The organism is Zoogloea ramigera (genome assembly GCF_006539865.1).
Lineage (GTDB): Bacteria > Pseudomonadota > Gammaproteobacteria > Burkholderiales > Rhodocyclaceae > Zoogloea > Zoogloea ramigera.
On record NZ_BJNV01000059.1, the window covers coordinates 16,073 to 32,146 of the forward strand.

A 16,074-nucleotide genomic window follows, 5' to 3' on the forward strand; every position below is an offset into this window, starting at 1 on the left:
CGGGCTGAAGGCAGGCTGCGGCAGCCTGGGCTAATGCCTCGCTGGCGCGGCGTCGGAGCGCCGCCTGGCCCACCTCAGCACGCCCTTGCGCAGCTCTTCGGCCACACCTAAGAGAAGCGCGAAGGGCAGCGCGAACAGCCAGGCCTCGACGGGCAGCGGCACCGTGCCGAACAGGCGGTTGCCGAGTTCGGTGTAAACAATGGCGAGCAGCAGCCCGGCCTCGGCCAGCAGGCTGGCGACGATCAGCGGGTTGCCCCGCAGCGGCAGCCGCCAGGCGGCCTCCCGCGGGTGGCGGCATACGAACAGGTTGACCATCTGGGCCAGCACGATGGCTGTCAGGCAGGCGGTGGTGGCCTGACGGTAGAGCGGGTCGGTTGGGGCCGGCATGGCGCCGTAGGCCCAGCCCCCTGCCTGCATCACGAACAGGAAGGCGGCCAGCGCGCCGAGCGCCTCTAGGGGCCCCAGGAAGAGATAGGCCCGGGCGATCACCGGCCACGACAGCAGGCGCTCGCCGCGCGGGCGGGGCGGGCTGCGCATGGCGTCCGGGTGGGGCGGCTCGGCGCCCAGCGCGAGGGCCGGCAGCATGTCGGTGCCGAGGTCGACGGCAAGGATCTGGATCACCGTGAGCGGCAGGGGGATGCGCAGCAGCACGAAGGCCAGGTAGGGAACCAGCTCGGGGATGTTCGAGGTGAGGATGTAGGTGAGGAACTTGCGGATGTTGCCGAACACCGCGCGCCCTTCCTCGATGGCATTGACGATGGTGGCGAAGTGGTCGTCGAGGAGCACGATGTCGGCCGCCTCGCGGGCCACGTCGGTGCCCGACAGGCCCATCGCGATGCCGATGTCGGCGGTCTTGAGGGCCGGGGCGTCGTTCACCCCGTCGCCGGTCACCGCGACGATCTCGCCCTTTCGCTGCAGGGCCTGGACGATCAGCATCTTCTGCTCGGCGCTGACCCGGGCGAAGACGATCTCGGGGGCGTCGAGGGCGAGTTGCAGCGCCGCCGGCGCCATCGCGCGGAGGGCCTCGCCACTGATCACCAGCGGGCTGGGGCCGCGCACGATGCTCACCTCGCGGGCCACCGCCACGGCGGTGCGCGGGTGGTCGCCGGTGACCATGATGACCCGCAGGCCGGCCTCGTGGCAGCGCTCGACCGACGCGTGCACGTCGGGGCGGGGCGGGTCTTCGAGGCCGACCAGGCCGGCCAGGGCGAGCTGCGCCTCATCGGCTTCGTCGCTCGCCGCGAGGGGGCGCCAGGCCAGGGCCAGCACCCGCAGGCCGCGGTCGGCCATGTCGGTGTGGGCGCGGTTGAAGTCATCCCGCGTGTCCTCGCCCAGGGGGTGGGCGGTGTCGCCGTCCATCCAGTGCGTGCACAGCGGCAGCACCGACTCGGGTGCGCCCTTGCACCACAGCTGGCCGCTGCCGTCCGGGTGCCGGGTGATCACCGACATGCGCCGGCGCTCGGCGTCGAAGGCGATCTCCCCGCGCCGCTCGCCCGGCTCGGGGATCGGCCCGGCGAACTGCCACAGGGCGATCTCCATCGGGTCGCCGGCGGGCTGGTCGGCGGGAAACTTGAGGCTGTGGCAGAAGCGCGCGACGGCCCGCAGATGGACGTCGCCGCCCGCCGGCCAGCGCTCGGCGGCGAGGCGGTGGCGCCCGCCGGCGAAGAGCTCGCGCACGCTCATGCGGTTCTGGGTAAGGGTGCCGGTCTTGTCGGTGAGGATGGTGGTGGCGCTGCCCAGGGTCTCGACCGCCGGCAGGTGGCGCACCAGCGCGTTGCGGCGGGCCATGCGCTGGGTGGCCAGCGCCAGCGCGAGGGTGACGGTGGGGAGCAGGCCCTCGGGCACGTTGGCGACGATGATGCCGATGGCGAACATGAAGTTGACCCAGAAGGGCAGGCCGATGGCCTGGCCGATCGCAAAGAAGACCAGCCCCAGGCCCAGCGCCAGCAGCGCCACCAGCCGGGAGACGCGGCGGATCTCTGCTTGCAGCGGCGATTCGGTGTCGCCGGCGGTCTGGGTGAGGTGGGCGATGCGGCCGAGTTCGGTGTGCATCCCGGTGGCGTACACGACGGCGCTGCATTCGCCAGCGACGATGAGGGAGCCGGCGAGCAGGAGGTTGCGCGCCACGAGGGGGTCGGCCGGGGCGGCGGGGTCGGCCTCGGCGACCCGCGCCTTCGGGAGCGACTCGCCGGTGAGGGTGGCTAGGTTGACGCGCACGCCCCAGCTCTCGAGGGCCCGGCAGTCGGCGGGCACCTTGTCGCCCTCGGCCAGGCTGATGATGTCGCCGGGGACGAGCCCGGCGGCGTCGATCTCGTCGATGTGGCCACCGCGACGCACCTTGACCTGCTGGGGCAGCAGCCGGCGCAGGGCCTCGAGGGCCTTTTCGGCGCGGTAGGCCTGCCAGAACGAGAAGCCGCCATTGACGACGATCACGCCGATGATCGCCACCCCCAGCTCGGCCATGCCCTGGCCCGGCTCGAAGTGCTCGGCGGCGAAGGCCAGCCCGGCGGCGAGCCACAGCACGAGGGCGAAGAAATGGGTGAACTCGAGCAGCAGGGTCAGCCAGACGGGTTCGCCGGCCAGGGTTTCGACCCGATTCGGCCCGAAGGCCTGCAGGCGGCGCCGCGCTTCGCCCGGGCTGAGCCCCGCAGCCTGACTGCGGAGGGCGGCGAGGGCCGCCTCGGGGGGCTGGCTGGCAATGGAGGTGCCGTCGGTGCGCATGACTGAACCCTGGGTGCGGACACCTGCCGCGGGGCGGCGGCTCAGGGCCCGGCTGGTGGTTCAATCATAGGCGCGTAGCGCCTGCAGTGCCGGATTCGGCCCGCGGCTTTTCAAGGAAACGCCGGGCCGCCCCAAGTTTCATTGCCGCCGAGGGGGCGGGCCGGGTGAAGCCTGGCCCGGAGGGGTCACACCCACTGGCGGCGGCGTTTCATGAGCTTCCAGATGAGCGGGGTGAGGATCAGCTGCATCGCTAGGTCGAGCTTGCCACCGGGCACCACGATGGTGTTGGCGCGGGACATGAAGCTCTCGTGGATCATGCTCAGCAGGTAGGGGAAGTCGACCCCCCGCGGGTTGCGGAAGCGGATGATGACCTTGGATTCGTCGGCGGTGGGGATGTCGCGGGCCACGAAGGGGTTCGAGGTGTCTACCATCGGGACGCGCTGGAAGTTGATGTCGGTGCGCGAAAACTGCGGGACGATGTAGTGCACGTAGTCGTGCATGCGGCGCAGGATGGTTTCCTGTACGGCCTCGAGGGAGTAGCCGCGGGTGCGGGTGTCGCGGTGGATCTTCTGGATCCATTCGAGGTTGGTGGTGGGCGCCACGCCGATCAGCACGTCGGCGTGCTGGCAGGTGTTGACGGTGTCGGTGATCACCGCGCCGTGGAGGCCTTCGTAGAACAGGCAGTCGGTGTCGGGGGGGATGTCTTCCCAGGGCGTGAAGCTGCCCACCTTGAGGCCGCGCCGGGCGGCCTCCTCGGCGCTGTGCAGGTAGGCGCGGCGCTTGCCGGTGCCCGATTCGCCGTAGGTGCGGAAGAGGTTCTCGAGGTCTTCGAAGAGGTTGGCCTCGGGGCCGAAATGGCTGATGCCGCGCTTGCCCTGGGCTTCGGCTTCGGTGATCAGCTGGCGGATCTCGTCCCGCGTGTAGCGGTGGAAGCTGTCGCCCTCGACTATGGCAGCGTTGACCTTCTCGCGCCAGAAGATGCCTTCGAAGGTGTGCTTCACCGTGGTGGTGCCCGCGCCCGATGAGCCGGTCACCACGATGATGGGGTGCTTGATCGACATGGCGGTTCCGAAAGTGGGTGTTCTGGGCTGCGCCCGCTCAGGCGTGGGCGTGCAGCCAGGTGCGCCACTGCTCGAAGAGCGCCGGGCTGGCGGCGGCGATCACCGAGCGCTTGATGGCCGGCCCGGCGGTGAGGGGCGTGCCGCCCAGGCTGCTGTAGCTGCCGCCGGCTTCTTCGAGGATCAGGCGGCCGGCGGCGTAGTCCCACAGCATCTGCCCGCCGTGGATGTACACATCAAGGCGGCCGGCGGCCACGTAGCACCACTCGAGGGCGCTGGAGCCGAAGTTGCGTTGGGAATAATAGGGTGGGCGCACGGCGAGCTCGTCGCCGAGGTGGTGGCTGATGCGCTTGAAGTCGACACCGGCGACGGCTTCCCGGAGGGTGGTGGTTGGGTTGCGCAGGGGCAGCGGCACGTCGTTGAGCCAGGCGCCGGCGCCGCGGCCGGCGTAGAAGGCCTCGTCGGTGACCGGGTTGTAAACCACGCCGAGCTGGGTTTTGTGCTCGACCAGGTAGGCCACCGCGACCCCGAAGAAGGGGATGCCGTTGGCAAAGTTGGTGGTGCCGTCGATGGGGTCGATGACCCACAGGCCGTGCTGGCCCTGGTGCCACACCCGGCCCTGCTCTTCGGCGCTCATCTCTTCGCCCAGCACCGGGGCCTTGATGAGGCCGGGCAGGCGTTCGACGAGGGCGGCCTGGGAGGCCAGGTCGGCCTCGGTGAGCACGCTGCCGTCGGCCTTGCGCTCGCGGGCGGCGCGCAGGTAGCGGGGCAGGATGATCTCGTGGGCCATCTCACGCACCAGGGCGGTGAGGCTGCGGACTTGCTCCAGGCGTTGGGCGCTGCTCATGGTGCCTCCCGCCATTTGATCGAGCAGCCCATGCCGGCCGTCTGGGCGCGGGGGCCGTGGCCCGTGGCGGCGACCTCACGCATCGCCTCGAAGAGCTCGCGGCGGGCGTCGGCGGGGGCGGGGGCTTTGCCGGAGGCGTCGAGGCGGCCGCGGTACTGCAGCCCGAGGCCGGCGTCGAAGCCGAAGAAGTCGGGCGTGCACACCGCCCCGTAGGCCTTGGCGACGGCCTGGCTCGCGTCGAGCAGGTAGGGGAAGGGGAAATCCATTTCGGTGGCGATGCGCCGCATGTTGTCGAACGAGTCCTCGGGGTAGTCGGTGGGGTCGTTGGACATGATCGCCACCGCGCCGATGCCCAGGCCGGCGAGCTCACGGCAGTCGCGCAGGATGCGCGGCAGCACGGCCTTCACGTAGGGGCAGTGGTTGCAGATGAACATCACCAGCAGGCCCCGCGGGCCGCGGCAACTGGAGAGGGAGTGGGGCTTGCCGTCGATGCCCGGCAGGGTGAAATCCGGGGCTGACCAGCCGAAATCGCACAGTGGCGTGGTGAGACTGACCATATCTTCGTTCCGATCCCGTTGAGACGCGCGGAATTTGCGGATAATAGCATGATGAATCCGCGCTTCTTCTGCCCCGACGGCCTGCTTCCCGATTCCGACATGCCTCTGCCGGGGCCGGTCGCCCACCATGCCGAGCGTGTGCTGCGGCTCGCGGTGGGCGACGCGGTGACGCTCTTCGACGGCCAGGGCGGCGAGTGCGCGGCGACCCTGCTGGCGCTGGGCAAGCAGCCCGTGGCGCGGCTCGGGCCGCGGCTGGCGGCGGGTCGTGAATCGCCGCTGCAGATCACTCTGGTGCAGGCGCTGGCGAGCGGCGACAAGATGGACTGGGTTGTCCAGAAAGCCGTCGAGTTGGGCGCGGTGGCGATCCAGCCGGTGGCGGCCGAGCGTTCGGTGCTCAAGCTCGCCGGCGACCGGGCCGACAAGCGGGTGGCCCACTGGCAGCAGATCGCGGTGGCGGCCTGCGAGCAGTCGGGGCGCAACCGGGTGCCCCAGGTGGCGCCGATTTTGCCGCTGGCAAAGTATCTGGCCCAGGCCTTCGATGGCACCCGGCTGATCCTCGCGCCCGGGGCCGCCGGGGCGCTGGCCGGCAAGGCGCGGCCGAGCGGCCCGCTGGCGGTGCTGATCGGCCCCGAGGGCGGCTGGTCGCCAGCCGAGCTCGCCCTGGCCGAGCACGCCGGCTGCGCGCCGCTGGCCCTCGGGCCGCGGGTGTTGCGCACCGAAACCGCCGGGCTGGCCGCGCTGGCGGCCCTGCAGACACTGTGGGGCGATTTTTCGGGAGACGTCGATGTTTGAGTCCGCTGAACTGGGCCATCGCCTGTCGAAGGCCGAATACGAGACCATCGAACCCAAGCTGCGCACCGACCTGCTCGACGTGCAGTTCGATCTGTTCGAGCACAAGGATTTTGCCGTGGTCATCCTGATCAACGGGATAGACGGCGCCGGGCGCGGCGAGACGGTGAACCTGCTCAACGAGTGGATGGACCCGCGCCACATCGAGGTGCATGCCTTCGACCGCCCCACCGGCGAGGAGGGCGATCGGCCGCCCATGTGGCGCTTCTGGCGGGCCCTGCCGCCCAAGGGCAAGATCGGCGTGCTGTTCGGTAACTGGTATGTGGACCCGATCGGCGAGCGCGCCGGCGGGCGCCTCAAAAAGGCGCCCCTCGACCAGCGCCTGTCCGAGCTCAACCGCTTCGAGGCGATGCTGGCGGCCGAGGGCGTGCTGCTGGTGAAGTTCTGGTTCCACCTGTCGCGGGCCGGCCAGAAAAAACGCCTCAAGGCGCTGGAATCCAGCCCGGCCACCCGCTGGCGGGTGCAGCAGGCCGACTGGGACTTTTATGAGCAGTACGACCGCTACCGCGAGGTCGCCGAGCACGTGCTGCGCCGCACTAGCACCGGCGTTGCGCCGTGGGTGATCGTCGACGGCACCGACCCGCAGTACCGGGCGGTGCAGGTCGGCCGCACGCTCCTTGAGCGGCTGCAGCGCCGTATCGAATACGTGCGCAAGGGCTTCCGCCCGCGCCAGACGGCGGCGCCGCTGGTGGCCGCGCCCGATGAGCGCAACCTGCTCAACGCGCTGGTGCTGTCCCAGCCGATGGACAAAAAGGCCTACGACAAGGCGCTCGAGAAGCTGCAGGGGCGCCTGGCGCTGGCGCTGCGCAGCGACGCCTTTGCGCGGCGCTCGCTGGTGCTGGTTTTCGAGGGCATGGACGCTGCCGGCAAGGGCGGGGCGATCCGCCGCATCACCGAGGCCCTCGACACCCGGCAGTACCAGGTCATCCCGATCGCCGCACCCACCGACGAGGAGGCGGCCCAGCCCTATCTGTGGCGGTTCTGGCGGCGCCTGCCGCAGCGCGGCAAGGTGGCGATCTTCGACCGCTCGTGGTACGGGCGGGTGCTGGTCGAGCGGGTCGAGGGTTTCTGCTCGGAGGCCGACTGGATGCGCGCCTACGCCGAGATCAACGATTTCGAGGATCAGCTGGTGTCGGCCGGGGCGGTGGTCGTCAAGTTCTGGCTGTCGGTGAGCCAGGACGAGCAGCTGGCGCGCTTCAAGGCGCGGGAGAGCGAAACCTTCAAGCGCTACAAGATCACCCCCGACGACTGGCGCAACCGCGAAAAATGGCCCCTCTACGAGCCCGCCGTGTGCGACATGATCGACCGCACCAGCACCAGCAACGCCCTGTGGACGCTGGTGGAGGCCGACAACAAGTATTTTGCGCGGGTCAAGATCCTGCGCACCCTGGTCAATAAGCTCGAAGCCGTCCTCGAGTAGTAAGCGCGCCTTCGCCCTCGGGCCACCTTTTCAACCTGTCTTGCGTGTCTGCCAAGTGAATTCGTCCGATCTCAACGCCGCCTCGGCGGCCGAAAACCTTTCCGAGCGTTTCGTTGCCTGGGTGCGGGCGGCGGCGCCCTTCATCCATGCCTTTCGCGGCAAGACCTTCGTGCTGGGCTTTGGCGGCGAGGTGGCGGCCGGCCAGCTTGCCCAGAAGCTGGCCTACGACTGCAACCTGCTCGCCGCGCTGGGCGTGCGCCTGGTGCTGGTGCACGGCGCGCGGCCGCAGATCGAGGCCGAGCTGGCCCGCCGCGGCCTCACCCCGCGCTACCACAACGGCCTGCGCGTCACCGACGCGGCGGCCCTCGAGTGCGTCAAGGCGGCGGTGGCGGTGACCCGCATCGAGATGGAGGCGCTGCTCTCCCAGGGCCTGCCCAACACGCCGATGGCCGGCAGCTTCATGCGCGTCACCGGCGGCAACTTCCTCACCGCCAAGCCGGTCGGGGTGGTGGATGGCATCGATCACGGCTTCACCGGCGCGGTACGCAAGGTGATCGCCGAAGAGATCGTCGCCGACCTCGACCAGCAGAACGTGGTGCTGATGTCCTCCCTCGGGGTGTCGCCGGCCGGCGAGATCTTCAACATGAGCATGGAGGCAGTGGCCGAGGCGGTGGCGATCGCGCTGCAGGCGGAGAAGCTGATCTACCTGTGCGACGCGCCGGGCCTGCTCGACGCCCGCGGCGGCCTGATCGAGGCGATCACCGCCGACGACGCCGAGGCGATGCTGAAGGCCGGCGAGGGCCTCACCGAAGACCTCGACCTGTACCTGCCCTGCGCGATCCGCGCGGTGCGCAAGGGCGTGGGCCGCGCCCACCTGATCGACCGGGACAAGGACGGCGGCCTGCTGCTGGAGTTCTTCACGCCCCAGGGTGTCGGCACGGTGCTCACCCGCGACCCGCTGTTCCGCCTGCGCGAGGCGACCGTCGAGGACATCGGCGCGCTGGCCAGCGTGATCGCGCCGATGGAGGCCGATGGCACCCTGGTGCGGCGCAGCCGCGAGCGTCTGGAGGCCGAGGTCGAGCGCTTCACGGTGGTCGAGTACGACGGCGTGCTGGTGGGCTGTGCGGCGCTCTACCCCTTCATCGACGAGCGCGCGGCCGAGATGGCCTGCGTGGCGGTGGTGCCCGAGCACCGCCGGGCCGGCCTCGGCGAGATGCTGCTCAAGCGCATCGAGTCGCGCTCCCGGGCGATCGGCGTGGAGCGCCTGTTCGTGCTCACAACGCGCACCTCCGACTGGTTCCGTGAGCGCGGCTTCCGCGAGGCTCCCCCCGAAGAGCTGCCCCGCCAGAAGCGCGAGATGTACGACGTGAGCCGGCGTTCGAAGGTTTTCATGAAGAGCCTGTGAGAGGCTGAGGGATGCGCCCACTCCCCGCAGGGCATTCGATCACTTCTCCGCGCGGCTGGCGCCTCGCCGGTGTTGCGTGCTTCGTCATGGCGGCGGCGCCGGCCTGGGCGGGCCTGCCGGAGGTGTTCATGTCGCCTTTCGTCACGGTCGGCGCGGGGCTGGCCACCCTGTGCGGGCTGGCGAGCGGGGGCTACATCCTGATGCTGCGGCAGCGCCTGGCGGCACAGCCCGCGGCCGACGTGGCCGGCCCCAGTCACGATCGCCACTTCCGCCTGGCGGCCGAGGCGGGGCGTGGTATCGAGGGGCTGGTCGGCCTCGATGGGTGCCTCATCTGGGCCAACCCGGCCGTCGAGCGCCTCACCGGCCATGACGCGGCGGCCCTTAAGGCGGCGGATTTCGTCGAGTTGCTGGTCTGCGACCGCGACCGGGCCTTCTGCCGCCAGCAGCTGCAGGTGCTCCTGGAGACCGGAGTGCCTGCCGATTTCGAGCTGCGCATCCAGCGCCGGGATGGGGCCACGCTCTGGATGGCCTGCCATTGGCTGCCGGTGCGCGAGGAGGATGGCCGCCTGCTGAGCCTGCGGGTGTCGATGGAGGACATCCAGTCGCGCAAGGAGGCCGAGTACCAGCAGCTGGAAACCGTGGCCGCCCTGCGCCGGGCCCAGGCCTTGTCCGAGCACTATCTGCGCCGCAGCAACGAGGAGCGCCTGCGCTTGTCGGCGCTGCTCGATGTGGTGCGGGCGGGCATCCTGTTCATGGACCCGGATCACCGGGTGGTTTATTGCAACCAGGCTTTCTACGAGATCTGGGGCCTGCCTCCCAGCAAGAGCCTGATGGGTATGCGCGATGTGATGTTGCAGCGCATGGTGATGGATCTGCTCGTCGAGCCCGAGGTGTTCCTGAAGCACCTGAAGGATGTGGTCGAGAGTCGCCAGCCGAGCGAGCCTGTGGAGTTCCATTTCAGAAGCGGCCGCGTGCTGACCAGCTCGTCCCGTCTGGTGCCGGCGCCGGAGGGGCCGCGGGCGATCGGCCGGATCTGGGTGTTCGAGGATGTCACGGCCCAGCGGCTGGCGGCCCGCCAGCTCCAGCAGATGGCCGAGCGCGACCCGCTGACCAACCTCTACAACCGCCGGCGTTTCCACGAGGAACTCGTGCGGATGCTCGCCGATGGCCAGCGGCGGGGCGAGGGGGTCGGGCTGCTGGCGATCGACCTCGACGGCTTCAAGCCGGTCAACGACCGCTTCGGTCACCAGGCGGGCGACGAAGTGCTGGTGCGCCTCGCGACAGCGGTGGGCGCGGTGGTGCGTCGCAACGAGATGTTCTTCCGCTTGGGGGGCGACGAGTTCGCGATCCTGGTCCCGTCGGCGACGGCGCTGGAGCTGGCCGAGCTGGCGCGGCGGGTCACCGGCTGCGTCGCCGGCCTGCGCTTCACTTTTGGTGACGAGACGGTGGCGGTCACGGCGAGCCTCGGCATCGCCTTCAGCCCGCAGCAGGGGGGTGGCCCCGAAGGACTGGTGGGGGCGGCCGACCGGGCGATGTATGTGGCGAAGACCCAGGGTGGCAACCGCTGGGCGTTCGCGCCCGCCGAAAGCCACGCGCAGTCGCTGGCCTGAGCGGCCCCGGCGGGCTAGAATCTGGGCACGTTCCCGGCTGCAGCACGATCGCGCCGGGGGTTTTAACTCAAGAGGTGATACATGGCACGGATGGTCAATTGTGTGAAGCTCGGCCGCGAGGCTGAAGGTCTGGACCTGCCGCCGATTCCCGGCGAGCTCGGCAAGCGCGTCTTCGAGAACGTCTCCAAGGAAGCCTGGCAGCAGTGGGTTCGTCACCAGACGATGCTGATCAACGAGAACCGCCTGAACCTGATGGACGCCCGGGCGCGCAAGTACCTGGCCGAGCAGATGGAGCGCTACTTCTTCGGCGGCGGTGCCGATCAGATCAGCGGCTACGTCCCGCAGAGCTGAGCGTCCTACCCCGTTTTCAATGCCGAAGGCCCCGGTTTGCGGGGCCTTCGGCGTTTTGGAAGCAGCGGAATGCGCCCGCGGCCGGGCCTATTTGCTGCCCGCCTCGATGCTGTAAAGCCAGGCCAGCAGCTCGGCCACCGCCACGTAAAGCTCGGGTGGAATGCGGGCGTCGAGGTCAACCTGCATCAGCAGGGCGACGAGCTCGGGTGATTCGTGCACGAACACGCCGGCCTCCTTGGCTCGGGAGATGATCTCGGCGGCGATCAGGCCACGACCCTTGGCGACCACCGTCGGGGCCGACTGGCCGGCGTTGTAGGCGAGGGCGACCGCCTCGGCGCGGGGCGCGTCGCCAGGGGATTCTGGGCGGTTCATGGGGGGCTGCGGAGTTCGGCAACGAGCCCGGTGAGGGGCACGTCGGTGGCGGCCAGGGCGTCGGCCAGGCGGGGTTCGGCGGCCGTGAGGGCCTGGCGCGTGGTGTCGCTGTCGGCGATCAGGCGCATCGCCACGCCCGCCGGGGTGAGGTGCAGGCGGGCCTCGACGCCGCCCAGGCGAGGCAGGGTGAGGCGCAGGGTGCTGGTCCAGTTTTCGTCGGGCTCGTCACCGCTGCGGCCGTCGGCGGCCGGGTCTTCGATTTCCCATTCCATCGTCTGGCCGGGCCAGACCTGCCCCTGCCAGACGAAGTTCTGGGTGGCCACGGCGTCGAGCTGCTGGTGGACCAGGGGCAGCAGGCGCTCGGGGATAGGCGCCAGGCCTTCGTTTGCCGCGCGCGGGGTGGTGATGGTTTCTGTGCCGCCGGGGGCCGCGGCTGGCGTGGCCGGTGGCGTCGGGCTGCGGCCCTGGGGTTCCTGCATGAGGGCCGCGGTGTCGAGCTTGCCGGCGAGCCAGCGGGCCTGATGGGATTCATAGAACAGCCCGCTCTGTTCGAGGGCCGTGCTCAGCCGGCTTGCCAGCAGGGCACTGTCGCCGGGGCCCTGCGGCGCCGCCGCCAGCATCGGCTGGCCGCCGTTGAGGGCGGCAGTCTGGGCGGCGGGCTGGCCGGTGAGCAGGAAGCTGATCAGCCGCCCGGTCTGGCTGAGTGCCGGCGTGGCTGCGGCGGTGCCCGTGCTGGTTGTCGGCTGGGCGAGGGTGGCAAAGACGGCCCGCGGCGTGACATGGCTGACGACGAGCTCGAGGGTGTCACCGGCGTTGGCGGCCTGGGGCAGGGCGAGGGTGACGTCGCGGCCGCCGATGCGGGCCTGATAGGTGTTGCCGGGGTAGGCTGTCTGGAGGTTTGCGATGACGCGCTGGCCGGGCGTGAAAGCCGGCAGCTGATCCGTGATGGCCTTGACCCGGGCCAGGGGCGCCACATTGGGCTCACCGGAGAAGAAGCTTGCTTCGGTGAGCATCCGCAGGCGGGCGGCGAGGTCTCCGGGGATCATTGGATGGCTCCACCGGCCGCTTGGCCTGGTGTTTATTCGTCTTTGGACGGCTCGCCATAGGCGGCACGGACGTTGCGTTCGCGCGCGCCGCCGGAGAGCAGCTGACGGACATTGTCCATCCAGGGCTCGGTGTGCACGCGCACTTCCTTGTCGTCGTCGAGGATGCGCCGGATCAGTGCGATCTTCTTCTGGCGCTCGTCTTCGGACATGCGCTTGCTGGCACGGCCCTGGAAGCCGAGGGCTTCCTCGACGCCCATGCGGTCGCGCAGGGAGGCGACCTGCCGCTCGAGGCGGGTGAGGCGGTCCCAGTCGTTGGCTCGGGCGGCGTCCACCATCTCGGTGGAGTAGCTGCTCATCTGTTCCAGGAGGGCGAGGGAACTCATGAAAGATCTCCGTGGGGCTTATCGCTGGGCCTGATCGGAAGCGCCAATGGCTTCCCAGGCGCTTTTCAGGTCGGTGAGCAGTTGGGTGACTTCGTCCATCGCCGGCCGGCTGTTGTGCAGGTTGGCGTAGAGAAGCCGCTGGGTCATGTAGTCGTACAGGGCGCCCAGGCGCTGGGCGAGCTCGCCGCCGGCTTCGTAGTCGAGGCTGACCTTGAGACCGTTGAGGATGATCTCGATGGCCTTGGAGATCGCCATGCCCTTGCCCGGAACATCCTTGTTTTCGAGGGCGATCGCGGCGGTGCCGATCTGCAGCAGGGCACCTTCGAAGAGCATCAGGATCAGCTTGTGGGGGTCGGCCGTGGATACGCCGGTTTCGACGCCGACGGAGCTGTAGGCGGCGGCGCCGCGGCGGGCTGCGATGCCAAACGACATATGCGTTGTCTCCGGTCGAACTTAGTTGTTGGTCGCCATGTTGCTGAGGAGGGTGAGCTGCTGGTTCAGGTAGCTGCTGGTGGTGCTCATGCTGGTCATGGTGGTGTCGAGAGAGGTGAATCGTGCCCGGTAGTTCTTTTCGATGATCGTCAGCCGGTTCTCCATGGCCTCCATTTGCCTGTCGAGGGCCTTGACACTGCTGCTGAGGCCGTCGCTGCGGCTGGCGATCACGCCGTTTGTGGCCAAGAGATCGGTGGTGGTGGTTTTGAGCGTATTACCAAAGGCACCGATCACGTTGGCCGTGGCCGAAAAGTTGGTGCTCGCGGCTTTCTCGAACTTGGTGCTGTCGAGCTTGAGGGAGCCGTCGGGCTGGAAGCTGATGCCGATGTCGCTGAGAGTTTTCAGCGGGTTGCTGGCCAGATCGGCGGGGACGCTGGTGAGGGCCGTCCGGACCTGGCTCTGGACGCTGCGCAGGGTGCTGTCGCCGTTGAGCGCCGCGGCGGTCTTGGTGGCGCTGTTGTAGGCGCCTAGGCTCTTGATCGACGAATTGAGGCTGTTGTAGGCGTTTACAAAGGTTTCGAGCTTGCCCTTGAGGTCGGTGTTGTCGCGGGTGACCGTGAGGTTGGTGGTGCCGGTCTTGGTGAGATCGAGGGTCACGCCGTCGATGGCGTCGGTGATCTTGTTGCCGCTGGTGGCGATCGAGATTCCCTGGATCTTCACTGACGCGTCGGTGGCTGCCTGGGTCTGGTTGAAGGCGCTGGAGGCCGCGATCGGGCTACCCGGGTTGGCCGGATCGATGAAGGTAGCGGTGCCGGAGATGCTCACGGCGTTGGCGGTACCGCCGTCGGTGGCGGTGAGGAGCAGGTTCTGTTTGCCGCTGGTGTCGGTGACGATGGTGGCGCTGACTCCGGCAGATGCATTGTTGATCGCATTGCGCACGCCTGCGAGCGTGTTCTGGCTGCTGTCCAGGGTGATGTCCACCGCCGTGCTGCCCTTGGTGAGGGTCAGGGTACGGCTGCTGTCACTGCCGAAATCAAGCACCGCGGCTCCGGCGTCGTATGTTTTGCCGAGGGCCAGGCGCTGGTTGGTGGCAAGGGCTCCGACCTCCACCGAGTACGTGCCGGCCACTGCTGCGCTGCTTGTCGTTGCTGTGGCGATGGTGGAATCGGCAAGTGTTGCCTTGAAACCGGAAAAAGCTGCCGTTGCAGTCTGTGTGCTTGCCGGGGTGAGAGCCTTTGCGGCGGTCTGCAGCGATGACAATGCCGCCTTCAGGGTGCCCAGGGCGGATATCTTGGACTCGTAGGAGGTCTGGCGCTTTTCCAGGTTGGTCAGCGGTTGCTTTTCCACTGACATCAGGGCTGTGACGATCGATTCGATATTGAGGCCGGATCCGACGCCTGCTGATGAAATTGTGGTCATGCTGAACCCCTTGTATTGCGACCTTGCGGTTTAGACAAATTACGACGGGCTTCTATCAAACTTGAGGCTTGTCGCTACTTTGATCTTACACAGCAGGTTGTGTGCCAGTTTGCCTCCGGTGCCCTTGTTAGCAAATCCCGCCGCAGGGCACGGTCATGGGAAGTCAATCTCTGCCAGGGTAGGCGCTGGCAGTTCAGGCTTGTTGCTTGACAAGCAGGCCTTGTAGGGAATCGAGGGCCTTGGCGATCTTCATCACCTCTTCAGACGGGATCTGGCGAATCACCTTCTTGGATTCGCTGTCCACCACCTTGACGATGGAAACGCCCAGGTCTTCGTCGATCGAGAACTCCAGGCGGTTGGCTGTCTTGGTGATGACGTCCTGAATCTGCTTGACGGCCTGGTTCAGTTGTTCACTGTTGGGTGGGGCTGTCCTGTCTGCCCCTTGCGTGTCCTGGCCGGGCAGGGGGCGGGTGACTTCGGGAGGAGGGGCTTCTGCCTTCCGTGCAGCGCCCGCTCCAGGAGTGCTCTGGACGGGGGGCGCGTATTGGGTGCTGCTGGCGCCGACTGACTGGATGCTCATGCTCTTCTCCCAAGTGTGCAGGAGGCGCGGCCACCTTCAAGGTGGCTGCGCCCGTGGGTTTGATTCCAGGCCAGATTACTGGAGCAGAGACAGCACGTTGTTGGGCATGCTGTTGGCTTGCGAAACCATCGCGGTGCCAGCCTGTTGCAGGATCTGTGCGCGGGTCATGTTGGCGGTTTCCTTCGCGAAGTCGGCGTCCATGATGCGACCGCGGGAGGCCTGCGCGTTCTCCGAGGCGACCGACAGGGTCGACACGACGGAGCTGAAGCGGTTTTGCACAGCACCCCAGTTGGCGCGGGCCTTGTTGAGGTTGTCGAGTTGGGTGTCGATCGAGTCGATGGCCGCCGTTGCTCCGCCCGCGGCACTCACGTTACCGCCGCCGGTGACGCCGGAGAGCGAAACAGAGGCGGCTGAGACCGTGATGGTGTCGGTGCCCTGGGTGCCTGCACCAACTTGGAAGGCGGTGTCGGCTGTGCCGTTGAGCACACTCTGGCCGTTGAAGGTGGTGCCGCTGATGACGCGGTTGATTTCCTCAGACAGCTGCTGATATTCGGTATCGAGCATCGCGCGGTCGCCGGAGGTGTAGGTGCCGTTGGCAGACTGGACGGCCAGTTCGCGCATACGCTGCAGGTTGTCGGTGACGGCCTGCATTGCCGATTCGGCGGTCTGCGCCATCGAGATGCCGTCGTTGGCGTTGCGGATGGCGACGTCGAAGCCCTTGGCCTGGGCGTTCATGCGGTCGGCAATCGCCAGACCGGCTGCGTCGTCCTTAGCACTGTTCACACGCAGGCCGGACGACAGGCGCTGGACCGAGGTCGCGAGGCTGGATTGCGAGGTGGAAAGGTTGCGTTGTGCATTGAGCGACATCGCATTGGTGTTGATAGTGGCAGCCATTTTGGTTCTCCTTAATTCCGTTCAAGATAAGCGACTAGGCTTAACTTTGGTTCGCCTTGCCCGGTGTGTGTAAGGCAACCGCCGTTGAAGTCATTAACGGAGCAGCTCCTGCCGACTTTAGAAAAAACAT

The 16,074-nt window shown here is 68.2% G+C and carries 16 protein-coding genes; 5 read left to right on the forward strand and 11 right to left on the reverse strand.

What is annotated here, in order from left to right; translation table 11 throughout:
• Positions 1 to 30 precede the first annotated feature (30 nt).
• The 4 genes from ZRA01_RS15430 to ZRA01_RS15445 all read right to left on the reverse strand — a co-directional run bounded on the left by ZRA01_RS15430 (position 31) and on the right by ZRA01_RS15445 (position 5,183).
• Positions 31 to 2,721, reverse strand: coding sequence for a cation-translocating P-type ATPase (locus tag ZRA01_RS15430; protein WP_141353811.1), 2,691 nt, complete (start codon positions 2,719 to 2,721; stop codon positions 31 to 33).
• A gap of 185 nt (positions 2,722 to 2,906) precedes the next feature.
• A complete protein-coding gene (locus ZRA01_RS15435) occupies positions 2,907 to 3,782 on the reverse strand; it encodes a phosphoribulokinase (protein WP_141353813.1) in 876 nt (291 codons plus the stop codon).
• Between the two features lie 37 nt (positions 3,783 to 3,819).
• Positions 3,820 to 4,626 carry an inositol monophosphatase family protein gene (locus tag ZRA01_RS15440; RefSeq protein WP_141353815.1) on the reverse strand — a complete coding sequence of 269 codons (807 nt, stop codon included), beginning with the start codon at positions 4,624 to 4,626 and terminating at the stop codon, positions 3,820 to 3,822.
• Positions 4,623 to 5,183: a thioredoxin family protein gene (locus ZRA01_RS15445; RefSeq protein ID WP_141353817.1), complete on the reverse strand. Its 561-nt coding sequence runs from the start codon at positions 5,181 to 5,183 to the stop codon at positions 4,623 to 4,625. Before ZRA01_RS15445 ends, ZRA01_RS15440 begins: the two co-directional genes overlap by 4 nt.
• Positions 5,184 to 5,234: 51 nt before the next feature.
• On the opposite strand from ZRA01_RS15445, the gene ZRA01_RS15450 reads away from it, so the two are divergent.
• The 5 genes from ZRA01_RS15450 (at position 5,235) to ZRA01_RS15470 (ending at position 10,818) form a co-directional block, all read left to right on the forward strand.
• Entirely contained in the window at positions 5,235 to 5,975 is a 741-nt protein-coding gene (locus tag ZRA01_RS15450; protein WP_141353841.1) for a 16S rRNA (uracil(1498)-N(3))-methyltransferase, read from the forward strand.
• On the forward strand, positions 5,968 to 7,452 hold the full coding sequence (pap, locus tag ZRA01_RS15455; protein ID WP_141353819.1) for a polyphosphate:AMP phosphotransferase: 1,485 nt from the start codon (positions 5,968 to 5,970) through the stop codon (positions 7,450 to 7,452). The genes ZRA01_RS15450 and pap overlap by 8 nt, the downstream gene beginning before the upstream one ends.
• Before the next feature lie 55 nt (positions 7,453 to 7,507).
• A complete protein-coding gene (gene argA, locus ZRA01_RS15460) occupies positions 7,508 to 8,857 on the forward strand; it encodes an amino-acid N-acetyltransferase (RefSeq protein WP_141353821.1) in 1,350 nt (449 codons plus the stop codon).
• Between the two features lie 11 nt (positions 8,858 to 8,868).
• Positions 8,869 to 10,467 (forward strand): sensor domain-containing diguanylate cyclase, encoded by a 1,599-nt coding sequence (locus ZRA01_RS15465; RefSeq protein ID WP_141353823.1) that lies wholly within the window; start codon positions 8,869 to 8,871, stop codon positions 10,465 to 10,467.
• Between the two features lie 81 nt (positions 10,468 to 10,548).
• A complete protein-coding gene (locus ZRA01_RS15470) occupies positions 10,549 to 10,818 on the forward strand; it encodes an oxidative damage protection protein (protein WP_141353825.1) in 270 nt (89 codons plus the stop codon).
• Positions 10,819 to 10,905: 87 nt separating this feature from the next.
• Here the strand turns inward: ZRA01_RS15470 and ZRA01_RS15475 are convergent, their stop codons facing one another.
• The 7 genes from ZRA01_RS15475 to ZRA01_RS15505 all read right to left on the reverse strand — a co-directional run bounded on the left by ZRA01_RS15475 (position 10,906) and on the right by ZRA01_RS15505 (position 15,944).
• Complete coding sequence (locus tag ZRA01_RS15475; RefSeq protein WP_141353827.1) at positions 10,906 to 11,190, reverse strand: EscU/YscU/HrcU family type III secretion system export apparatus switch protein; 285 nt, start codon at positions 11,188 to 11,190, stop codon at positions 10,906 to 10,908.
• Positions 11,187 to 12,236: a flagellar hook-length control protein FliK gene (gene fliK, locus ZRA01_RS15480; protein ID WP_141353829.1), complete on the reverse strand. Its 1,050-nt coding sequence runs from the start codon at positions 12,234 to 12,236 to the stop codon at positions 11,187 to 11,189. The genes ZRA01_RS15475 and fliK overlap by 4 nt, the downstream gene beginning before the upstream one ends.
• A gap of 32 nt (positions 12,237 to 12,268) precedes the next feature.
• Positions 12,269 to 12,619 (reverse strand): flagellar protein FliT, encoded by a 351-nt coding sequence (locus ZRA01_RS15485; protein WP_141353831.1) that lies wholly within the window; start codon positions 12,617 to 12,619, stop codon positions 12,269 to 12,271.
• Positions 12,620 to 12,637: 18 nt separating this feature from the next.
• Positions 12,638 to 13,051, reverse strand: coding sequence for a flagellar export chaperone FliS (gene fliS / locus ZRA01_RS15490; RefSeq protein ID WP_141353833.1), 414 nt, complete (start codon positions 13,049 to 13,051; stop codon positions 12,638 to 12,640).
• 21 nt (positions 13,052 to 13,072) lie between these two features.
• Positions 13,073 to 14,470 (reverse strand): flagellar filament capping protein FliD, encoded by a 1,398-nt coding sequence (gene fliD, locus ZRA01_RS15495; protein WP_141353835.1) that lies wholly within the window; start codon positions 14,468 to 14,470, stop codon positions 13,073 to 13,075.
• A 193-nt stretch (positions 14,471 to 14,663) separates the two neighbouring features.
• The gene (locus ZRA01_RS15500; RefSeq protein WP_141353837.1) at positions 14,664 to 15,050 is read right to left on the reverse strand and encodes a flagellar protein FlaG; all 387 of its coding nucleotides are present in this window, start codon (positions 15,048 to 15,050) and stop codon (positions 14,664 to 14,666) included.
• A gap of 75 nt (positions 15,051 to 15,125) precedes the next feature.
• On the reverse strand, positions 15,126 to 15,944 hold the full coding sequence (locus ZRA01_RS15505) for a flagellin N-terminal helical domain-containing protein (RefSeq protein WP_141353839.1): 819 nt from the start codon (positions 15,942 to 15,944) through the stop codon (positions 15,126 to 15,128).
• Positions 15,945 to 16,074 lie beyond the last annotated feature (130 nt).

What these genes read in the sequence shown, in the direction of transcription:
- ZRA01_RS15450 (WP_141353841.1), top strand. Translation starts at nt 5,235, where the DNA reads ATGAATCCGCGCTTCTTCTGCCCCGACGGCCTGCTTCCCGATTCCGAC.
- ZRA01_RS15475 (WP_141353827.1), bottom strand. Translation starts at nt 11,190, where the DNA reads ATGAACCGCCCAGAATCCCCTGGCGACGCGCCCCGCGCCGAGGCGGTC.
- ZRA01_RS15470 (WP_141353825.1), top strand. Translation starts at nt 10,549, where the DNA reads ATGGCACGGATGGTCAATTGTGTGAAGCTCGGCCGCGAGGCTGAAGGT.
- pap (WP_141353819.1), top strand. Translation starts at nt 5,968, where the DNA reads ATGTTTGAGTCCGCTGAACTGGGCCATCGCCTGTCGAAGGCCGAATAC.
- fliK (WP_141353829.1), bottom strand. Translation starts at nt 12,236, where the DNA reads ATGATCCCCGGAGACCTCGCCGCCCGCCTGCGGATGCTCACCGAAGCA.
- ZRA01_RS15500 (WP_141353837.1), bottom strand. Translation starts at nt 15,050, where the DNA reads ATGAGCATCCAGTCAGTCGGCGCCAGCAGCACCCAATACGCGCCCCCC.
- ZRA01_RS15440 (WP_141353815.1), bottom strand. Translation starts at nt 4,626, where the DNA reads ATGAGCAGCGCCCAACGCCTGGAGCAAGTCCGCAGCCTCACCGCCCTG.
- ZRA01_RS15505 (WP_141353839.1), bottom strand. Translation starts at nt 15,944, where the DNA reads ATGGCTGCCACTATCAACACCAATGCGATGTCGCTCAATGCACAACGC.
- ZRA01_RS15445 (WP_141353817.1), bottom strand. Translation starts at nt 5,183, where the DNA reads ATGGTCAGTCTCACCACGCCACTGTGCGATTTCGGCTGGTCAGCCCCG.
- ZRA01_RS15430 (WP_141353811.1), bottom strand. Translation starts at nt 2,721, where the DNA reads ATGCGCACCGACGGCACCTCCATTGCCAGCCAGCCCCCCGAGGCGGCC.
- fliD (WP_141353835.1), bottom strand. Translation starts at nt 14,470, where the DNA reads ATGACCACAATTTCATCAGCAGGCGTCGGATCCGGCCTCAATATCGAA.
- ZRA01_RS15435 (WP_141353813.1), bottom strand. Translation starts at nt 3,782, where the DNA reads ATGTCGATCAAGCACCCCATCATCGTGGTGACCGGCTCATCGGGCGCG.
- fliS (WP_141353833.1), bottom strand. Translation starts at nt 13,051, where the DNA reads ATGTCGTTTGGCATCGCAGCCCGCCGCGGCGCCGCCGCCTACAGCTCC.
- ZRA01_RS15465 (WP_141353823.1), top strand. Translation starts at nt 8,869, where the DNA reads ATGCGCCCACTCCCCGCAGGGCATTCGATCACTTCTCCGCGCGGCTGG.
- ZRA01_RS15485 (WP_141353831.1), bottom strand. Translation starts at nt 12,619, where the DNA reads ATGAGTTCCCTCGCCCTCCTGGAACAGATGAGCAGCTACTCCACCGAG.